19 protein-coding genes are annotated in these 16,401 nt (G+C 67.9%); 9 read left to right on the forward strand and 10 right to left on the reverse strand.

Annotation, left to right across the window (positions count from 1 at the left end; genetic code table 11):
- Positions 1-37 precede the first annotated feature (37 nt).
- Positions 38-1,339, reverse strand: coding sequence for a GTPase HflX (gene hflX / locus AM590_RS08190; RefSeq protein ID WP_058827049.1), 1,302 nt, complete (start codon positions 1,337-1,339; stop codon positions 38-40).
- 240 nt (positions 1,340-1,579) lie between these two features.
- On the opposite strand from hflX, the gene AM590_RS08195 reads away from it, so the two are divergent.
- Positions 1,580-1,909: an FUN14 domain-containing protein gene (locus tag AM590_RS08195; protein ID WP_058827050.1), complete on the forward strand. Its 330-nt coding sequence runs from the start codon at positions 1,580-1,582 to the stop codon at positions 1,907-1,909.
- Positions 1,910-1,936: 27 nt separating this feature from the next.
- Here AM590_RS08195 and AM590_RS08200 read toward each other — a convergent pair whose 3' ends face one another.
- Positions 1,937-2,653 carry a ribosome assembly factor SBDS gene (locus tag AM590_RS08200; protein WP_058827051.1) on the reverse strand — a complete coding sequence of 239 codons (717 nt, stop codon included), beginning with the start codon at positions 2,651-2,653 and terminating at the stop codon, positions 1,937-1,939.
- Positions 2,654-2,778: 125 nt separating this feature from the next.
- On the opposite strand from AM590_RS08200, the gene AM590_RS08205 reads away from it, so the two are divergent.
- A complete protein-coding gene (locus AM590_RS08205; protein ID WP_004043595.1) occupies positions 2,779-3,093 on the forward strand; it encodes a NifU family protein in 315 nt (104 codons plus the stop codon).
- A 126-nt stretch (positions 3,094-3,219) separates the two neighbouring features.
- Here the strand turns inward: AM590_RS08205 and trxA are convergent, their stop codons facing one another.
- Together trxA and AM590_RS08215 are read right to left on the reverse strand one after the other, a co-directional pair.
- Positions 3,220-3,555, reverse strand: coding sequence for a thioredoxin (trxA, locus tag AM590_RS08210; protein ID WP_058827052.1), 336 nt, complete (start codon positions 3,553-3,555; stop codon positions 3,220-3,222).
- Between the two features lie 111 nt (positions 3,556-3,666).
- The gene (locus AM590_RS08215) at positions 3,667-4,326 is read right to left on the reverse strand and encodes a 2,5-diamino-6-(ribosylamino)-4(3H)-pyrimidinone 5'-phosphate reductase (protein WP_058827053.1); all 660 of its coding nucleotides are present in this window, start codon (positions 4,324-4,326) and stop codon (positions 3,667-3,669) included.
- 120 nt (positions 4,327-4,446) lie between these two features.
- Here AM590_RS08215 and AM590_RS08220 point away from each other — a divergent pair, with 120 nt between their 5' ends.
- The gene (locus AM590_RS08220; RefSeq protein ID WP_058827054.1) at positions 4,447-5,556 is read left to right on the forward strand and encodes a glycosyltransferase family 4 protein; all 1,110 of its coding nucleotides are present in this window, start codon (positions 4,447-4,449) and stop codon (positions 5,554-5,556) included.
- A 15-nt stretch (positions 5,557-5,571) separates the two neighbouring features.
- Here the strand turns inward: AM590_RS08220 and AM590_RS08225 are convergent, their stop codons facing one another.
- Positions 5,572-5,949, reverse strand: a complete 378-nt coding sequence (locus AM590_RS08225; protein ID WP_058827055.1) for a hypothetical protein — start codon at positions 5,947-5,949, stop codon at positions 5,572-5,574.
- 100 nt (positions 5,950-6,049) lie between these two features.
- Here AM590_RS08225 and AM590_RS08230 point away from each other — a divergent pair, with 100 nt between their 5' ends.
- The 3 genes from AM590_RS08230 to AM590_RS08240 are packed head-to-tail and all read left to right on the forward strand — an operon-like array spanning position 6,050 to position 10,000.
- Positions 6,050-7,333: a Single-stranded DNA binding protein gene (locus AM590_RS08230; RefSeq protein ID WP_058827056.1), complete on the forward strand. Its 1,284-nt coding sequence runs from the start codon at positions 6,050-6,052 to the stop codon at positions 7,331-7,333.
- Complete coding sequence (locus AM590_RS08235) at positions 7,330-9,213, forward strand: hypothetical protein (RefSeq protein WP_058827057.1); 1,884 nt, start codon at positions 7,330-7,332, stop codon at positions 9,211-9,213. Before AM590_RS08230 ends, AM590_RS08235 begins: the two co-directional genes overlap by 4 nt.
- Before the next feature lie 4 nt (positions 9,214-9,217).
- On the forward strand, positions 9,218-10,000 hold the full coding sequence (locus AM590_RS08240) for a metallophosphoesterase (protein ID WP_058827058.1): 783 nt from the start codon (positions 9,218-9,220) through the stop codon (positions 9,998-10,000).
- A 52-nt stretch (positions 10,001-10,052) separates the two neighbouring features.
- Here the strand turns inward: AM590_RS08240 and AM590_RS08245 are convergent, their stop codons facing one another.
- Together AM590_RS08245 and AM590_RS08250 are read right to left on the reverse strand one after the other, a co-directional pair.
- Positions 10,053-10,343 (reverse strand): hypothetical protein, encoded by a 291-nt coding sequence (locus tag AM590_RS08245; protein ID WP_004968107.1) that lies wholly within the window; start codon positions 10,341-10,343, stop codon positions 10,053-10,055.
- Entirely contained in the window at positions 10,340-10,618 is a 279-nt protein-coding gene (locus AM590_RS08250; protein ID WP_058827059.1) for a hypothetical protein, read from the reverse strand. Before AM590_RS08250 ends, AM590_RS08245 begins: the two co-directional genes overlap by 4 nt.
- A 90-nt stretch (positions 10,619-10,708) precedes the next feature.
- Between AM590_RS08250 and AM590_RS08255 the strand changes: the two genes are divergently transcribed.
- Positions 10,709-13,549: a DEAD/DEAH box helicase gene (locus AM590_RS08255; protein ID WP_058827060.1), complete on the forward strand. Its 2,841-nt coding sequence runs from the start codon at positions 10,709-10,711 to the stop codon at positions 13,547-13,549.
- A 24-nt stretch (positions 13,550-13,573) separates the two neighbouring features.
- Here the strand turns inward: AM590_RS08255 and AM590_RS08260 are convergent, their stop codons facing one another.
- Together AM590_RS08260 and AM590_RS08265 are read right to left on the reverse strand one after the other, a co-directional pair.
- Complete coding sequence (locus tag AM590_RS08260; RefSeq protein WP_004977200.1) at positions 13,574-13,963, reverse strand: hypothetical protein; 390 nt, start codon at positions 13,961-13,963, stop codon at positions 13,574-13,576.
- Positions 13,964-14,054: 91 nt separating this feature from the next.
- A complete protein-coding gene (locus AM590_RS08265) occupies positions 14,055-14,456 on the reverse strand; it encodes a helix-turn-helix transcriptional regulator (protein ID WP_004063545.1) in 402 nt (133 codons plus the stop codon).
- Between the two features lie 98 nt (positions 14,457-14,554).
- Here AM590_RS08265 and AM590_RS08270 point away from each other — a divergent pair, with 98 nt between their 5' ends.
- On the forward strand, positions 14,555-15,175 hold the full coding sequence (locus AM590_RS08270) for a hypothetical protein (protein ID WP_058827061.1): 621 nt from the start codon (positions 14,555-14,557) through the stop codon (positions 15,173-15,175).
- Between the two features lie 87 nt (positions 15,176-15,262).
- Positions 15,263-16,003 (forward strand): bifunctional 2-polyprenyl-6-hydroxyphenol methylase/3-demethylubiquinol 3-O-methyltransferase UbiG, encoded by a 741-nt coding sequence (locus tag AM590_RS08275; protein WP_058827062.1) that lies wholly within the window; start codon positions 15,263-15,265, stop codon positions 16,001-16,003.
- Positions 16,004-16,076: 73 nt separating this feature from the next.
- On the opposite strand, the gene AM590_RS08280 is transcribed toward AM590_RS08275, so the two are convergent.
- Positions 16,077-16,394 (reverse strand): hypothetical protein, encoded by a 318-nt coding sequence (locus tag AM590_RS08280; protein WP_058827063.1) that lies wholly within the window; start codon positions 16,392-16,394, stop codon positions 16,077-16,079.
- Positions 16,395-16,401: the final 7 nt, after the last annotated feature.

Raw genomic sequence — 16,401 nt, forward strand, 5'->3', positions numbered from 1 at the left:
AGTCCCGCCTCGGTGACCCCAGCGTGGGGCATGCGACTCAGGCCGAGTCGGCCGGCGCGGAGAGGTCGGCGGCCTTCGCCCGGGCCTTCTCCACGATGGCGGGGCGCGCCTCGAACTCGATGTGGACCTGTTCGCCCTCGTACTCCTCGGTCTCGACGTGGGCGTGGTCGTAGAGCCACGAGACGAGGCTCATCGTGTCGTCTGCCATCGGCAACAGGAGGCGCTCGTGCTTCCACGCGGGCAGTTCGTCCTCGACGCGGGCGGCCAACTCCTCGACGTTCTCGCCGGTCAGCCCCGAGACGGCGACGGGGTTGGGCGCGAGCGCCGACAGCGCCGCGCGCTTTTCTTCGAGTTCCTCGGCCGCGACCTTGTCCACCTTGTTGAACACGGTCACGATGGGCGCTTCGTTGCGCTCGTAGAGCGTGTCGTGGCTGGTGACGAGTTTCTCCCGCATCTCCTCGATGGGCTCGGAGGCGTCCACGACGAGCAACACGAGGTCGGCCCGGTAGACCGAATCGAGCGTGGACTTGAACGACTCGACGAGCCAGTGGGGGAGGTCAGAGACGAATCCGACGGTGTCGGTGAGAAGCACGTCTCGCTTGCCCGTCTCGGCGCGGCGCGTGGTCGTCCCGAGGGTCGTAAACAGCTTGTCTTGGGACTCGGCGGTCGGGTCGAGGTCCGGGTGGAGGTCGTCGTTCTGGCCGACTTCGAGGTCGGCGGCGAGCCGCTGCATCAGTGTCGACTTCCCGGCGTTCGTGTAGCCCGCGAGGGCCACGAGGTCGAAGCCGGACTCGCGGCGCTGTTCGCGCCGGGTCTCCTCTTTGTCCGCGATGGCGTCCAGTTCGTTCTTGATGCGCGAAATCTGGGCCTTGATGTCCTGTTCGCGGCTCTCGTCGTACTCGCCGAGACCCATGAACCCGGGGCGCTCGTCGCGCTTCGCCAGCGACGCCTTCGCCTCGGCGCGGGGCAGTTCGTAGCGGAGCTCGGCGAGCTCGACCTGTAACTGCGCCTTGCGGGTGTTCGCCCGCTGGCCGAAGATTTCGAGGATGAGGGTGAAGCGGTCGATGACCTCCGCGTCGTCGGGGAGCTTCTGGGCGATGTTGTACGTCTGGTAGGGGCCCAGTCGGTTGTCAAAGACGACGGCGGCGGCGTCCTCGCGCGCGACAAGCGACGCTAACTCGCCGACCTTCCCTTCGCCGAAGTGGAACGCGGCGTCCTCCTCGCGGGTCTGGGTGAGTTCGCCGACCACCTCGTAGCCCGCCGCGCGGGCGAGGTCGGAAATCTCCGTGAGGTCGGCGTCGCCGCGGTCGACGCGCTTTGCGACGACGACGCGACTCATCGCCGCACCTCGATTGTGGGGTACGTAGCCTGCACTGTGTCAGTCGGTACTAGCCGCCGGAGGCACTTAAGCCCCGCTCGGCCGGGATCACGCGTCGAGATGGCGTCCCGTCACCTCCCGTTCCATGGCCGCGTTTGGACGCCGGGACTCTTGTAGGTTGCCCGGAGGCGACCTGACAGTTCGGTGACGGCGACAGTCTCCCCACAAATCACTTATACTGACGGGCGGGATGTTCGCCGTATGGACCCCTTGCAACTGAGCATCGACCCGCAGCAGCTCGGCATCGAGTTCGGGAGCGGGGCCGTCATCGGCGGCATCATCGGCTTCGCGGCCAAGAAAATCGCGAAGCTCATCGCCGTCATCGTCGGCCTCGAACTCGCCGTGTTCAAGTTCCTCGAATCGCGGGGCATCATCACCGTCGACTGGGAGCGCCTCACCGGCGGAATCGTGAGCGCCACGCAGGACGCCGCAACTGGCGCGCCGCCGGACTGGATTTCGACGATTCTCTCGACACTTTCTATCTCCGCCGGCTTCTCGGGCGGCTTCCTCGTCGGCTTCAAGAAGGGGTAGTTCGCGTTCGAGACTCGCCGACGCGCCTCAGAGGTCGTCTTCGTCCTTGACGATGCGCGTCTCGGCCGTGCCGCTCGTGATGTTGTTCACCTTGTCGTAGAAGTCGTTTTGCATCCCCGCGGGGAACGTGATGACGCCGACCCACGAGCCGTCGTTCTGCCACTCCTCGCGTTCGAGGTCGCCGTAGCTCCGAATCTGGGCCTGCCCGCTGCCGGCGTACTCGGCCGGGAGTTGGACGGCGACGGTGACTTCGGCGAACTTGATGGGCAACACGGGTCGAAGCGCGTCGAGCGCGTCGTCGACCTGCGACTCGACCGGCTCCATCGGGTCGATTTTGAAGCCGGCCTCTTCGAGCGCGCGCTCGATTCGCTCCGGCGGGTGCGGCGTGTCGTTCATCTGCGGATTGACCGCGTTGCGAGCGATGCGGTTAATGAGCGACTTGCGCTTCTGTTCTTGCATCTCGCGGCGCTGTTCGGCCGTGATCTGAATCTCCCCTTTCTTGACGACCTCGGGGATTATCTGGAGCGGGTCGGTCGTTCCGAACACCTTCTCGAGGTCGTTCTCGGCGGGGCGGTCGCCGCGGGAGGCGTCCTCGAACACGTCTTCGGCGGCGATGACCTCTTCGAGGTCGCCGTCGAACTCACCGCGCTTTATCGAGAGCGCCGCGTCGGGGTCGATGAGCACCTCGAACCGCGCGCCGTGAGATTCCAGGCGGGCCGTGACTGCCTCGTCGAGTGAAATCATAGGTTCCGATACTCTCTCCGTGGTAAAAAGCCCTCGCCGACCGACTCCCCCGACAGTGTCTCGCGAAATTCGCCGCGACCTCGTTCGGAGCAATCGTTATGCTCGCCCGCACCCCACGTCTCGGTATGAGTTCGCAGACGTCGGAGAAGTCCCTCGAAGAACGGCTCGACCTGTTCATGCGGCGGAACTTCCCCCAAATCGAGATGCACGGCGGCGACGCGGGTATCGAGGCCATCGACGAGGAGACCGGTGAGGTGTGGATTTCCCTCACCGGCGCGTGTTCCGGATGCGGTATCTCGCCGATGACGATTCAGGCGTTGAAGGCGCGCATGGTCGCCGAGTTCGAGGAGATAGACGCCGTCCACGCCTCGACCGGCGGCTTCTACGACGACGAACCGGGCGCGGGGTTCGAACCCGACGTGTCCGACGCGCCCTTCTGAGCAGTCTTCTGACATCGATTTTCGACCGAACCGTCCCCGCGAGCGACGCCGCCCCGAGCGCGCGCCGCGCCGTCGCTCGTCATGATAGAAAAACGAAGAACCGGGCCGAGCGGAGCGGACGTCGGCTTACGCGGCGGCGTCGATGATGTCGACGAGGTCCTCTTTGCTCTGGACGCCGATGACCTCCTTGACCTGCTCGCCGCCGGCGTAGAACTGCAGGGTCGGGACGCTGCGAATCCCTTTCTCGCGGGCTAGCTCCTGGAGTTCGTCGATATCGACCTTGGCGACCACGGCGTCGGTCTCCTCGGCGATCTCCTCGACGGTGGGTTCGAGCATCTTACACGGGCCGCACCACTCGGCGTGGTAGTCCACGAGGACGATGGCGTTGTCGGCGATGAGTTCGTCGAGGTGGTCCGAACTCTCGACGTGGACGGGAGCATCGGTTGTCTTCGGAGTGCTCATACTCCCACGTATCGGCGCGACACTCTTACCCATTGCGCCTGTTTGCGTGACGGTGCACGACCGCGAAACTCCGTGTTCGCGGCGAAAGCGGCCGGTTTCGGGCGACGAGGCTCAGCAGTCGTAGATCAGAAGCACCCCGTCGTCGACGCGTTCCACGTCGCGGAGCGACACCGTCGGGAAGTCGGCGACGAAGCCCTCGCCGTCGGCGAGTGTCGGCGCGTCGCGGCCGCCGATGACCATCGAACCGACGTAGAGCGTGAGTTCGTCGACGAGGCCGGCCTCGAACAGCGAGAAGATGAGTTCGCCGCCGCCCTCGACCATGAGCCGGTCGACGCCGCGCGATTCGAGCGCGTCGAAGGCGTCGGGGAGTGACACTCGTTCCGCGCCCGCGACGACGAGTTCCGCGCCGGCCGATTCGAGCGCGTCGCGGCGGTTAGCCGGCGCGGCCTCGGAGACGAGCACGTAGGTTGTCGCCACGTCGTCCAGAATCCGGGCGTCGGTCGGGGTTCGAGCGCGCGAGTCGGTGACGACGCGCGCTGGATGCGGCGGGTCGCCCCGGTCCTCGCGAGTGGCGACGAGGCCCGGGTCGTCGAGCGTGAGGTGCGGGTCGTCGGCGAGAACGGTCCCGACGCCGACGGCGACGGCGTCGGCGGCCGCGCGAACCTCGTCCACGCGGGCGAAGTCGTCGTCGCCGCTTATCTTCACCTGCTCGCGGCGGCGAGACGAGAGCTTGCCGTCGAGGCTCGCGGCGGCGTTGACGTGGACGTGCATACTCGCGGGTCGTCGCCGCGGCGAAAACCCCTTTCGGTGGGGTGCCGTCGCAGTATTGCCGGACAGGAATTAAATAGGCCTCTGTGGTACATTGTGTCATCTATGACTGCCAAGGTCCTGATGCTGGGGTGGGGGTTTCCGCCGAACGTCAGCGGTGGGCTCGACACGCACGTCGGCGAGATGTTCGAGCGACTCGAAAAGCGGGAGGACGTGGACATCGAACTCGTGCTTCCCGCCGAGTACGCGCCGGACCGCGAGGGAATCGTCGGAGTTCCGACCGGCGAAGGTGACATCATCACCCGAATCGGGCGGCTGGGGTCGACGTTCGCCGAGCGCGCCGCCGACGCCGACATCGTCCACACGCACGACTGGTTCGGCTACGGGCCGGGGTCGCGCGCGAAATCGAACAACGAGGACGTGGAGTGGGTGACCACGTTCCACTCGCTTTCGTCGGACCGCAACATCGACCCGCCGCAGCGGGAAGTCGAGACTGAGCGCCGAATCGCCGAGCGCTGTGACCACCTGCTCGCGGTGAGCGAACTCCTCGCCGACAAGGTCAAACGGGAGTACGGCGGCGACTGCCACGTCATCTACAACGGCTTTTCCGAGTGCGAGACCACGGGCCGCGACCTCAAGGAAGAACTCGGAATCGACGGGAAGATGCTGTTTTTCGTCGGCCGGCACACCGACCAGAAGGGCATCTCGCATCTCGTCTACGCGATGGAGAAACTCGCCCGCGACGACGTGACGCTCGTCATGGGCGGGTCGGGCCACCTCACCGCCCAGCTCAAGCGCTTCGCCGAACTGCTCGGCGTCGAAGACCGCATCAAGTGGGCCGGCTACGTCCCCGAGGAGGCGCTCGGCGACTACTACGCCTCGGCGGACCTGTTCGTCTCGCCGTCGCTGTCCGAGCCGTTCGGCATCACCATCGTCGAGGCGCTCTCGACCGGCACGCGCGTCGTCGCCACCGAGAGCGGCGCGGCGGAGGTTCTCCCCGACGACTGCGTCATCGAGGTCGAACCCGACTCGCGCTCCATCGCCGACGGCATCGAGTACGGCCTCTCGCTGGAGGGTGAACCGGAGTACGAACCGTACACGTGGGACCGCGTCGTCGACGAGACCGTGGACTACTACCACAGCATTCTCGACGGGGACGCCGGCGTCTCGGCCGGTGCGGAAAACGAGGTCGAAGCGGCCGACGCGGACGCCGACGAGGCGGACGCGAACTGAGCGGGCGACCCCCGTTCAGCGGAGGAGTCGCACGTCGGTCACCGGCTCGGGGTGGCGAATCCGGTAGCCGCCGCGGGTCGGCACCATCCCCTCCCGCGGCATCGTGCCGCGGGCGGACTGATACGGCGAGTCGTCGGTCTGGACCGACTGGTACGGCGAGTCGTACGCCGACTGGTAGGGGCTGTCCGACGACTGATACGCGCTGTCGGTGGCCGCCTCGGCGTCGAAGCCTTCCGGCGGGAGGTAGATTCGCTCGCCGGACGCCGAGCGGACGACGACTGCGGTGTCCTTGTCGCCTTCCATCACGATGGTCGTCCAGCCGTCCTCGATAGTCACGGAGAAGGAGACCTCCTCGTCGGCGGCGTCGGCGTCCGGGGTCTCGTCGTTCGACATACGAGTCCAACTGGCACGCGAGCACTTAGTGATTCGCCCGTCGGCCGCCGCCCCCTAGCCCGGCAACACTTTTTATCCGACGGGGGCGAATCCCGACTCGATGGAACTCGACCAGCATGCCGAGGAGCTTGCCTCCGCCCTCGGTGTCGACAAAGAGGAGGTCAAATCCGACCTGCAGAACCTGCTGCAGTACAGCGTCCCGATCGACGAGGCGAAGCAGAGCGTCCGCCGCAAACACGGCGGTGGAAGCTCCGGCGGGAGCGACGGCGCGCCCTCGACGAAGCGAATCGCCGACATCGACCCCGACGGCGGCAACGTCTCCGTGACGGTCCGCGTGCTCACCGTGGGCACCCGCTCTATCGTCTATCAGGGCGACGAACAGACCATCCGCGAGGGAAAACTCGCCGACGAGTCTGGCGTCATCTCCTACACCGCGTGGCAGGACTTCGGCTTCGAGCCGGGCGACTCCGTCGTCATCGGCAACGCCGGCGTCCGCGAGTGGGACGGCAAGCCCGAACTGAACATCGGCGCGTCCTCGACGGTCGGCGTGGAGTCCGAGACGGTCGAGACGCCCTACGACGACCGCATCGGCGGCGAGGCCGACCTCATCGACCTCCAGGCCGGTGACCGCGGCCGAACCGTCGAGGTCCGCGTCCTCGAAGTCGATTCGCGCACTATCGACGGCCGCAACGGTGAGACGACAATCCTCTCGGGCGTCGTCGCCGACGAGTCCGGGCGGCTCCCCTTCACCGACTGGGCACCCCGCCCCGACGTGAAAGAGGGCGCGAGCCTGCGTCTCTCGGACGTGTATGTCCGGGAGTTCCGCGGCGTGCCGCAGGTGAACCTCTCGGAGTTCACGACGCTCGAGGTCCTCGACGACCCCGTCGCCGTGACCGACTCCGCGCCTCGCCTGAAAATCGGCGAGGCCGTCGACGCCGGCGGGATGTTCGACGTGGAAGTGCTCGGCAACGTCCTCGAAGTGCGCGACGGCTCCGGGCTCATCGAGCGCTGTCCCGACTGTAGCCGCGTCGTCCAGAACGGTCAGTGCCGACAGCACGGCGAGGTCGACGGCGAGGACGACATGCGCGTGAAGGCGATTCTCGACGACGGCACCGGCACGGTGACCGCCATCCTCGACCGCGACCTCACCGAGGAGGTCTACGGCGGGACGATGGCCGACGCGATGGAAGCCGCCCGCGAGGCGATGGACAAGGAGGTCGTCGCCGACGACATCGCCGACAAACTCGTCGGCCGCGAGTACCGCGTCCGCGGGAACCTCTCGGTGGACGAGTACGGCGCGAACCTCGAAGCCGACGAGTTCGAGGAGACCGACGACGACCCGGCCGAACGCGCGGCCACCCTCCTCACGGAGGTGCGCGCATGAGCGCCTCGCCGGTCGTCGGCACGCGGGAAATCGCCTACCGCGTCTTCGCCGCCGAGTTCGACGACGCCTCGCTGTCGTACTCCGAGAGCGATGAGGAGCGCGCGCCGAACTACGTGGTCACGCCCACCGGGGCGCGGCTCAACCGGACGTTCGTCGCGGGCGTGCTCACCGAGGTCGAACACGTCAACGACGAGGTGCTCCGCGGGCGCATCGCCGACCCGACGGGCGCGTTCGTCACCTACGCCGGGCAGTACCAGCCGGAGCCGATGGCCTACCTCGACGCGGCGACGCCCCCGGCGTTCGTCTCGCTCGCGGGCAAGGCCCGAACGTACGAACCGGACGACGCCGACGTGGTTTACTCCTCGGTCCGTCCCGAGAGCGTCAACACCGTCGACGCCGACGTTCGCGATCGGTGGATCGTCTCGGCCGCCGAGGCGACGCTCCGCCGCATCGCGGTGTTCGACGAGGCGCTGTCGATGCCCTACCGCGGCGACGACCTGACCCGCGCGCTCGAAGCTCGCGGCGTGGACTCGACGCTTGCGGCGGGCGTCCCCCGCGCCATCGACCACTACGGGACGACCCGAACCTACCTCGAAGCCCTGCGCGAAGTCGCCGTGCAGGCGCTCGAACTCGTCGCGGGCGACCGCGACCAGGTGGACCCCCTCGAAGTCGCACCCGGTGACGGCGGCGACGCGGTCCTCGGTCCGCTCCCGGAACTCGACCTCGAACCGGCCGACAGCGTCGATATCGAGGTCGGAGAAGCGGATGCTGACGACGGAGAGGCGCTCGGCGAATCGGAGCCCGACGCGGGCGAGTTCGAGACCGAATCCGACTCCGAACCGGCCGCAACGCCCGATACGGAGCCGGAACTCGCCGACGGGATCGAGTCGGAACCCGACGCGGAACCTGTCTCTGAGCCGGAGTCCGCATCCGAACCCGAACCAGTCACCGCCGAGACGACGGCCGCGACCGAGAGCCAGCCGGAGGCGTCCGAGCCGGAACCGGCGTCTGAGCCGTCCGCGACGGTCGACGCCGAATCGGAGCCGGAACCCGCCGCAGAATCTGAACCCGCCGCGGAACCCGACCTCACGTCTGAACCCGAACCGGCGGCCGACTCGCTCGACGCCGATTCGGAGCCCGACTTCGACGCCGGGACCGACGACGGCACGCTCGGTGACTTCGAAGACGACGCCACCGACGCGGATACGGCCGACACCGACACCTTCGGCGGCTCCGACGACGGCACGCTCGGCGACTTCGACGACGGCTTCGACGACCCCGAACCCGAGGCGGACGTGTCTGCCGCGACCGATGAGTCGGCGACCGACTCGACCGACTCCGCGTCCACCGACGCCGACGACTCGGTCGACCCCGACGGGATGTACGAGCTCGACGAGGACGAGCGGGCCGAAATCGAGTCCGAGTTCGGTACGGAGTTCACCTCCGGCGCGGATGTCGACCCCGCCGGCGAGGCGGACATCGACGTGCCCGACGCGGACGACCTCACAGAGCAACTCGAAGACGACCCCGCCGACGCCGAGTCAGAGCCGGAACCGGAACCCGCGGCCGAACACGTCACGGAGTCCGACCCGGCGGTCGAAGCTGAACCCGAACCCGAACCGACAGCCGACGCGGCGTCGGCCGGGGACGAAGACGAGGCCGACACGGACGAGTCCGCCGAGGACATCGACCTCGAATCGGTCGTCGTGGACGCCATGGACGACCTCGACGACGGCGACGGCGCGACCCGCGACGAGGTCGTCGCGGCCGTCGTCGACGAGTACGGCGCGGACCCCGGCGCGGTCGAAGACGCCATCCAGGAGGCGCTCCTCGGCGGCCGGTGCTACGAGCCGCAGGACGGCGTGCTGAAGGCCATCTGAGGCCGTGTCGGGACCGCTCGTCGAACCGATTCCCGGCCATCCCGCCGCGGTGGCGCGGACGAGCAGGCGCGGATTTCCCGAGCGCTCGCTCGTCATCGCCGACTACCACGCCGGCATCGAGGCCGGCCTGCGGTACGAACGCGGGGTGGAACTCCCGTCGAAGGCCGCGGTCCGCCGCGAGCGCCTGCTGTCGCTTCTCGACCGGACCGACGCCGACCGACTGGTCGTCCTCGGCGACCTCGGCCACCGCATCGGCGACCCGAAGGGAGACGAGGCCGACGAACTGCGCGACCTCGCGGCCGGGGTGGCCGACCGCGCCGAGCTGACGGTCGTCCCCGGCAACCACGACGGCGGCCTCGCGGACTTTTTCGGCGACGACGTGGAGGTGACTGACCCCGCGGGCGTCCGCCTCGGCGACGTTGGATTCTGCCACGGACACACCTGGCCCTCGCGGGAGGTGCTCGCCGCCGACGTGGTCTGTTCGGCCCACGAACACCCGGCGGTCAGGCTGGAAGACGAGGTCGGCGGCGCGCGGAAAGAACGCGTCTGGCTCCGCGGCACCCTCGCTCCCGAGGTGTTCGCGGAACACTACGAGGTCGACCCCGCCGAGGTGACGCAAGCCGACGCCGAACTCGTGGTGTTTCCGGCCTTCAACGACACCTCGGGCGGGACGTGGGTCAACGTCCCCGGGCAGGGATTTCTCTCGCCGTTCCTGCCCGACGGCCTCGCGGACGGGGAGGCCTACCTGCTCGACGGCACGCGGTTGGGCGACTACCGGAACGTCTGAGTAGCAGGGGCGGTGGTCGCGGTCGCCGCAGACGCCGGGATACCCTCGGTCGTCAGAACAGCCCCGAGCCGAAACCGAACGTGAGCGTGCCGAGAACGAACACGGCGACGGCGGCCACGCGGGCGAGTCGTTGCCAACCGGTCCACTCGCGGAAGAACTCCGGCACGCCCTTTTCTCGTTCCTGCACGGCGTAGCCGACGAACCAGAGGGTCGAAAGCACCAGCACCGCGGCGAAGACCAGTTGCCACGCCGCGAGGTCGCCCCACTGATTGCCGAGGACGATGAAGAGGTTCCCGGCGGTGAAGCCCGCCTGCGACAGCCAAAATGACCGCTCGGGCGTCATGTCACCACCGAGTACAGTTGAAGCGCGACGCCGAACGTGTAGAGCGCCGCGCCGAGGACGACGAGATAGACGAGCGGGCTCCAGTCCGTCGGGACTCGGGCGCGGTCGGGGTCGCGGAGGGCGACGACCGACGCGTAGCCGACTGCGACCACGCCCGCGGCCGCCGCCGCGGTGCCGATACCGGCGTCTCCCGCCGAAACGTCGAGCGCGATATCGACGGCGGCGCAGAGACCGAAGACGAGGAACGCGGACCAGTAGACACGTTTCGGGGACACGCCCGAAATTGATTTACGGGCGACATGAATCTCCCGGTGGGGACCGCCCCGAGCGGTGCGCTTAATCGCCTCGAAGCGTAACCTCGAGCGATGCCAGACGGCGAGGCCGCCGCCGGAATGGACGCCTTCGCGACGCTCTCGTCGCCCGTTCGGAACGCGCTCTCGGAGCGCGGATTCACGACACCCACAGAGCCGCAGCGCCGGGCGATTCCCCCGCTGGCGGACGGGAAAAACGGCCTCATCATCGCGCCCACGGGAACCGGGAAGACGGAGACGGCGATGTTGCCGGTCTTCTCGGCCATCGCCGACGCCGAGGACCGATTCGGTATCTCGGCGCTCTACATCACCCCGCTTCGGGCGCTGAACCGCGACATGCGGCAGCGGCTCGACTGGTGGGGCGAACAGCTCGACATCGACATCGACGTTCGCCACGGTGACACCACGCAGTACCAGCGCCAGAAGCAGGCGAACGACCCGCCGGACGTGCTGGTGACGACGCCCGAGACGCTGCAGGCGATGCTCACGGGGAAGAAGCTCAGGACGGCGCTGTCGGACGTGCACCACGTCGTCGTCGACGAGGTCCACGAACTCGCGTCGGCCAAGCGCGGCGCGCAGCTGACAATCGGGTTAGAGCGCCTCCGCGAGTTGGCCGGGCCGTTCCAGCGAATCGGTCTCTCGGCGACGGTCGGGTCGCCCGACGAGGTCGGGAAGTTCCTGACCGGCGACCGCCCGTTCGAGGTCATCGAAGTAGACGTGGACAACCGCGTCGAGTTCGAGGTGGTCCGTCCCGAGGTGACGAACGAGGACGAGGCGCTGGCCGGAAAACTCGCCACCGACCCCGAGATAGCGAGCCACGTCCGGACGATTCGAGACATCGTCCGCGACCACGAGTCCGTGCTCGTCTTCGTCAACACCAGACAGACCGCGGAGGCGCTCGGCTCGCGGTTCAAGGCGCTCGGCGACCCCATCGAGGTCCACCACGGTTCGCTGTCGAAGGACGTGCGAATCGACGTGGAAGACCGCTTCAAGGCCGGCGAGTTGGACGCGCTCATCTGCACGTCGTCGATGGAACTCGGCATCGACGTGGGCCGGGTGGACCACGTCGTCCAGTACAACAGTCCCCGCGAGGTGTCGCGGCTCCTCCAGCGGGTCGGTCGCGCGGGCCACCGCTTGGGCGTCGTCTCCCGCGGGACCGTCGTCACCGACCACCCCGACGACACGCTCGAAGCGCTCGCCATCGCCCGGCGGGCCGTCTCCGGCGAGGTCGAACCCGCCCGCGTCCACCACGGGAGTCTCGACACCGTCGCCAACCAAATCGTCGGCGTCGTCATGGACTACGGCGACGTGTCGGCCCGCCGCGCCTACGAGATTATCACGCGGGCGTACCCCTTCCGCGACCTCGCCGAAGCCGACTTCCGCGCGGTCATCCGCGAACTGTCGGGGAACCACCTCCTCTGGCTCGACGAGGACAAGGACCTCCTCGAGAAGTCCGGCGGCACGTGGCAGTACTTCTACGCCAACCTCTCGATGATTCCCGACGAGGAGACCTACGACGTTCACGACATCTCCTCGCGCCGACAGATCGGGACGCTCGACGAGAAGTTCGTCCTCAACTTCGCCGCGCCGGGCGCGACGTTCATCCAGCGCGGCGAGATGTGGCGCGTCAACGACGTGGACGACGAGGAGGCGCGGGTGAACGTCTCGCCCATCGAGGACCCCGGCGGTGAGGTGCCGTCGTGGGTCGGCTCGGAGATTCCGGTGCCCGCGCCCGTCGCCGGCGAGGTGGGCGAACTCCGCGACGTGGCCGCGCCGCAGTTCGAGTCCGGGGCCGACCGCAAGGCCGTCGCCCGCGACATCGCCATGCGCTATCCGACCGACGAGGCAACGGTCAGGTCGGCGCTCGGCCCCATCGAAAGACAGGTCGAGGCCGACGCGCCGATCCCGACGGCGAACCGGCTCGTCCTCGAAGGCTCGCCGCGGAAGGTGACGCTCAACTCGCCGTACGGTCACCGGGTGAACGAAACGCTCGGTCGGCTCCTGTCGGCGCTCATCGGCCAGCGGACCGGCTCCTCGGTCGGCATGGAGGTCGACCCCTACCGCGTTGAGTTCGACGTGCCGGGGAAGGTCCGCCCGACGACGTTCGCCGAGGTGCTCCGCGAGACCGACCCCGACCACGTCGAGGCGCTGCTCGAACTCGCGCTCAAGCGGTCGGACTCGCTGAAGTTCACGCTCGCGCAGGTGGCCGCGAAGTTCGGCGCGCTCAAGCGCTATCAGGGGAAGGGCCGCTTCGGCGGCGACCGCCTGCTCGCCGCGCTGGAGGACACGCCCGTCTACGACGAGGCCGTCCGCGAGGTGTTCCACACCGACCTCGCCGTCGAGGAGACGGTCGAACTGCTCCGCCGCGTCCGCGACGGCGACGTGGAACTCGCCGTCGCCCGCGAACCGACCGCCATCGGCACCGGCGGCCGCGGGTCGGGGACCGACCTGCTGGTCCCCGAGAACGCCGACGCGAGCGTCATCGAGACGGTCCGCGACCGGATTCAGAACGACCGCGTGCTGTTGGCGTGTCTCCACTGCAAGGACTGGACTCGCAAGACGAAGGTCAAGCGCGTTCGCGACCCCGTGGAGTGCCCCGAGTGCGGCGCGACCCGCGTCGCCGCGCTCAATCCGTGGGACGACGAGACGGTGAAGGCGGTCCGCGCGCCGGAGAAAGACGACGAACAGGAGCGACTGACGAAGCGAGCCTACCGCTCGGCGAGTCTGGTGCAGGCCCACGGCACGCGGGCGGTCGTCGCGCTCGCGGCCCGCGGCGTCGGCCCGCACAACGCCGCGCGCATCATCAACAAACTCCGCGAGGACGAAGACGACTTCTACCGCGACATCCTCGAACGGGAGCGCGAGTACGCCCGGACCCAGTCGTTCTGGGACTGACAGAGCCGATTCCGGTTCGCCCGCTTACTCCTCGATGGCCCACTCGTCGAGAATCTCGGTCGTCGCGGCCGCCAGCGCCTCGAAGTCTTGCATCGAGATGCCGTCGGTCGTGACGAAGACGCCGAAGTCCTCGACAGTGATGCGGACGAGGTAGCCGTTTTCGAACACGCGAATCGTGTACTCGTAGTCGCCGAGCTCGGACCCGCGGTAGGCGTCCTGGGTCATCTTGAAGTCGTGCCACTCGTTGCCGATAAAGGAGTTCAGGTCGGCCTCCTGTTCGAGGTCCTCGCGGAGGTACACCTGCACGTAGTCGAAGCGGCTGAAGTACGTGAGCGACCGGAGGCTGTCGCCGACGGCCGTGCGGCAGACGGTGACGAGCTTTTCTTTTGCTTCCTCGGGGAGGAGATTGGACATCGCTTCAGCCTGTGCGAGCGAGCGCCAAATAGGCGGCGGCTTCGGCAGTAGGCGGGTGCGAGCTGAGACGCGGCGGTCGTCCGTGACGCCGCTACTCCGACGCGTAGGCGTCCCGATAGTCGCGCTCGCGCCGGATGAGCTCCTCGACGCCGTGTTCGAGGATGTCGGAGCCGAGTGACGTGGCGCGGTAGTACGAAAACAGCCCCTCGTCGTCGGCCTGCGCCCGTTTTCGCTTCTCGACCAAGCCGGCGTCGACGAGTTTGTTGAGGTGGTAGTGGAGCGTGTTCGCCTGCACGTCGAGCGCCTCGGCCAGCGCTTTCGGGCTCCGCTCGCCGAAGTGGACCAGTCGGTACAGCAGGGTAAACCGCGTCCGGTCGCCGAGTGCGGCCTGCATGTCGAGGTACTCGTCCAGCGTGAGGACGCTCGTCGGCGGCAGCAACTCGGCGGGGTCCTCGGGCAGCCCGTCCGAATCGACCGGGTCGTTCGTCGCCATCTCGGTTCGCTAGATGGAGCGCGTCGGCTTAACAGTTCTTGAGTCGAACTTCGCTGAAAAATCCGAATTTTATATACTATCGCGCGGTACGTGTGTCCATGACGGACGCCATCTCGCGCGACGAGATACGAGCGGCGCTCGGACGGACCACCTACGACCGGTTTCTCGTCTACGTGATGGGTCCGTACAAGTCGTTCAACCTCAACTACGTCCTCTCGGAGGAGGAGCTCGCCACCATCGACATCAAGGACCTCCCGGGGCCGATTCGAAAGTTGTTCGCCGCGCGGGACGAGGTGGACGACGCGCTCGCACTCCTCCGCCGCGTACAGGGAACCCTCCGCGCCGACCCGGGCGTGAACGCATTTCTCGCCGTCGACGTGGACCTCAGCACCGACGAGGTGGACGCCGCGACACAGTCACTCGCGTTCGCCGAGGCGAGCAACGCCACCGTGTTCGTACTGCCGTTTCTCGGTCACAACTTCGGCGTCGGCGAGGAGGCGGGGTCGATACTCGAACGACTCTCCGAGACACACGGCGACAGAATCGTCTTCGTCCACGAGGCGAGCGTCACGAGCGGGATGATTCGCGCGGCGCGCGCCCGCTGGGACCTCCGCGTCGAGACCTACGACACCGAAGCGGAACTCCACAAGCGCATCCGACTGTTCGTCGCGGACGTGATGAATCGCGAGCTACACGGCGACTTGGACCGACTGGACTGACGCCTCTTTCACCCCGCCCCACATCTGTTACTTGCTACCAACTAGCTCATTAAATATAATTTACACGAGGGCGACGAACGAGTCGTCATGCCCGACGACGCTCTCGGACTGGCGATGTTGGACCGGGTTCGCGGCTGTCTGCGCGCCCCGTGCATCTACCGCGCCGGCGACGACGCCGGAGCCGCCGCGGGCGACGCGCACGTCTACGAGAACTATCTCGTCCCGTCCGAGCGGTGGCCCGCCGCGAAGCGCGCGTTCGTCGATTCCCTCCGAACCCCGCTCCTCGACGTGGGGTGCGGCGCGGGCCAACACGCCCTCGCCGTGCAGGAGCGCGGCGAGGTCGTCGCCTTCGACGTGAGTCCGAACGCGGTTCGTGCGGCCCGCGAGCGCGGCGTCGAGACAGCAGTCGTCGGCGACATGTTTGACCCGCCGGTCGAGGCGAGCCGAGCAGGGTCGAAAACCGGCGGGTTCGAGACGGTGCTCGCCAACGGGACGCAGGTCGGACTCGCGGGGTCGCCGGCCCGACTCGCCGACCTGCTTGCGTCGTTCGCCGACCTCGTTTCGGCGACCGGCGAGGTCGTCGTCGACTCTTACGACCCGACGCGCATCGACCCCGAGCGGTTCTTCGGCTACCGGTCGGACCCGCGAGAGGGCATCGCTCGGCGGTCGTTCTGCGTCGAGTACGGCGACCTCCGCGGGCCGGCGCTCGACTTCGTTCTCGTCTCGCCCGCTCGACTCCGGGCGGTCGCCGCCGAGGCGGACCTCGACGTACGTGAGGTAACCGTCCCGAACGCCGAGTCGAGTTACTACCGAGCGCGACTGGCGTGAGTCGGCGCGGTCGCGGCGGCGCTTCGGGAGCGAGGCCCGCCGTCGCCGACCGTTTCCTCACACGCGCTACGACCTACTCCCAGCGGTTGGTCGCCTCGTTGCGCCGCGGGAGGAACGGAAGCAAGAGCGCGACGGCGAAGACGATGCCCGCGATGGCGAGGTACTCGGTCGACCCGAGGACGACCGCGACCAGCGAGAACACCGAGGCCTCGCCATCGGCGACGGCCGAGAGGGCGGCCGCGTCGTTGTTCAACAACACGAGAGACATGAATATCGCCTCGGCGAACGCGACCCGGAGGCCGGCCTTCGTGACCCACCACGTCGCGGAGAGCGGGCCGCCGGTGAGCGCGCCCCACTCTCGCCGGACCTTTCGCCGCCACGCCGCGTTCACGACACAC

It is taken from the genome of Haloferax sp. Q22, from assembly GCF_001482285.1.
Lineage (GTDB): Archaea > Halobacteriota > Halobacteria > Halobacteriales > Haloferacaceae > Haloferax.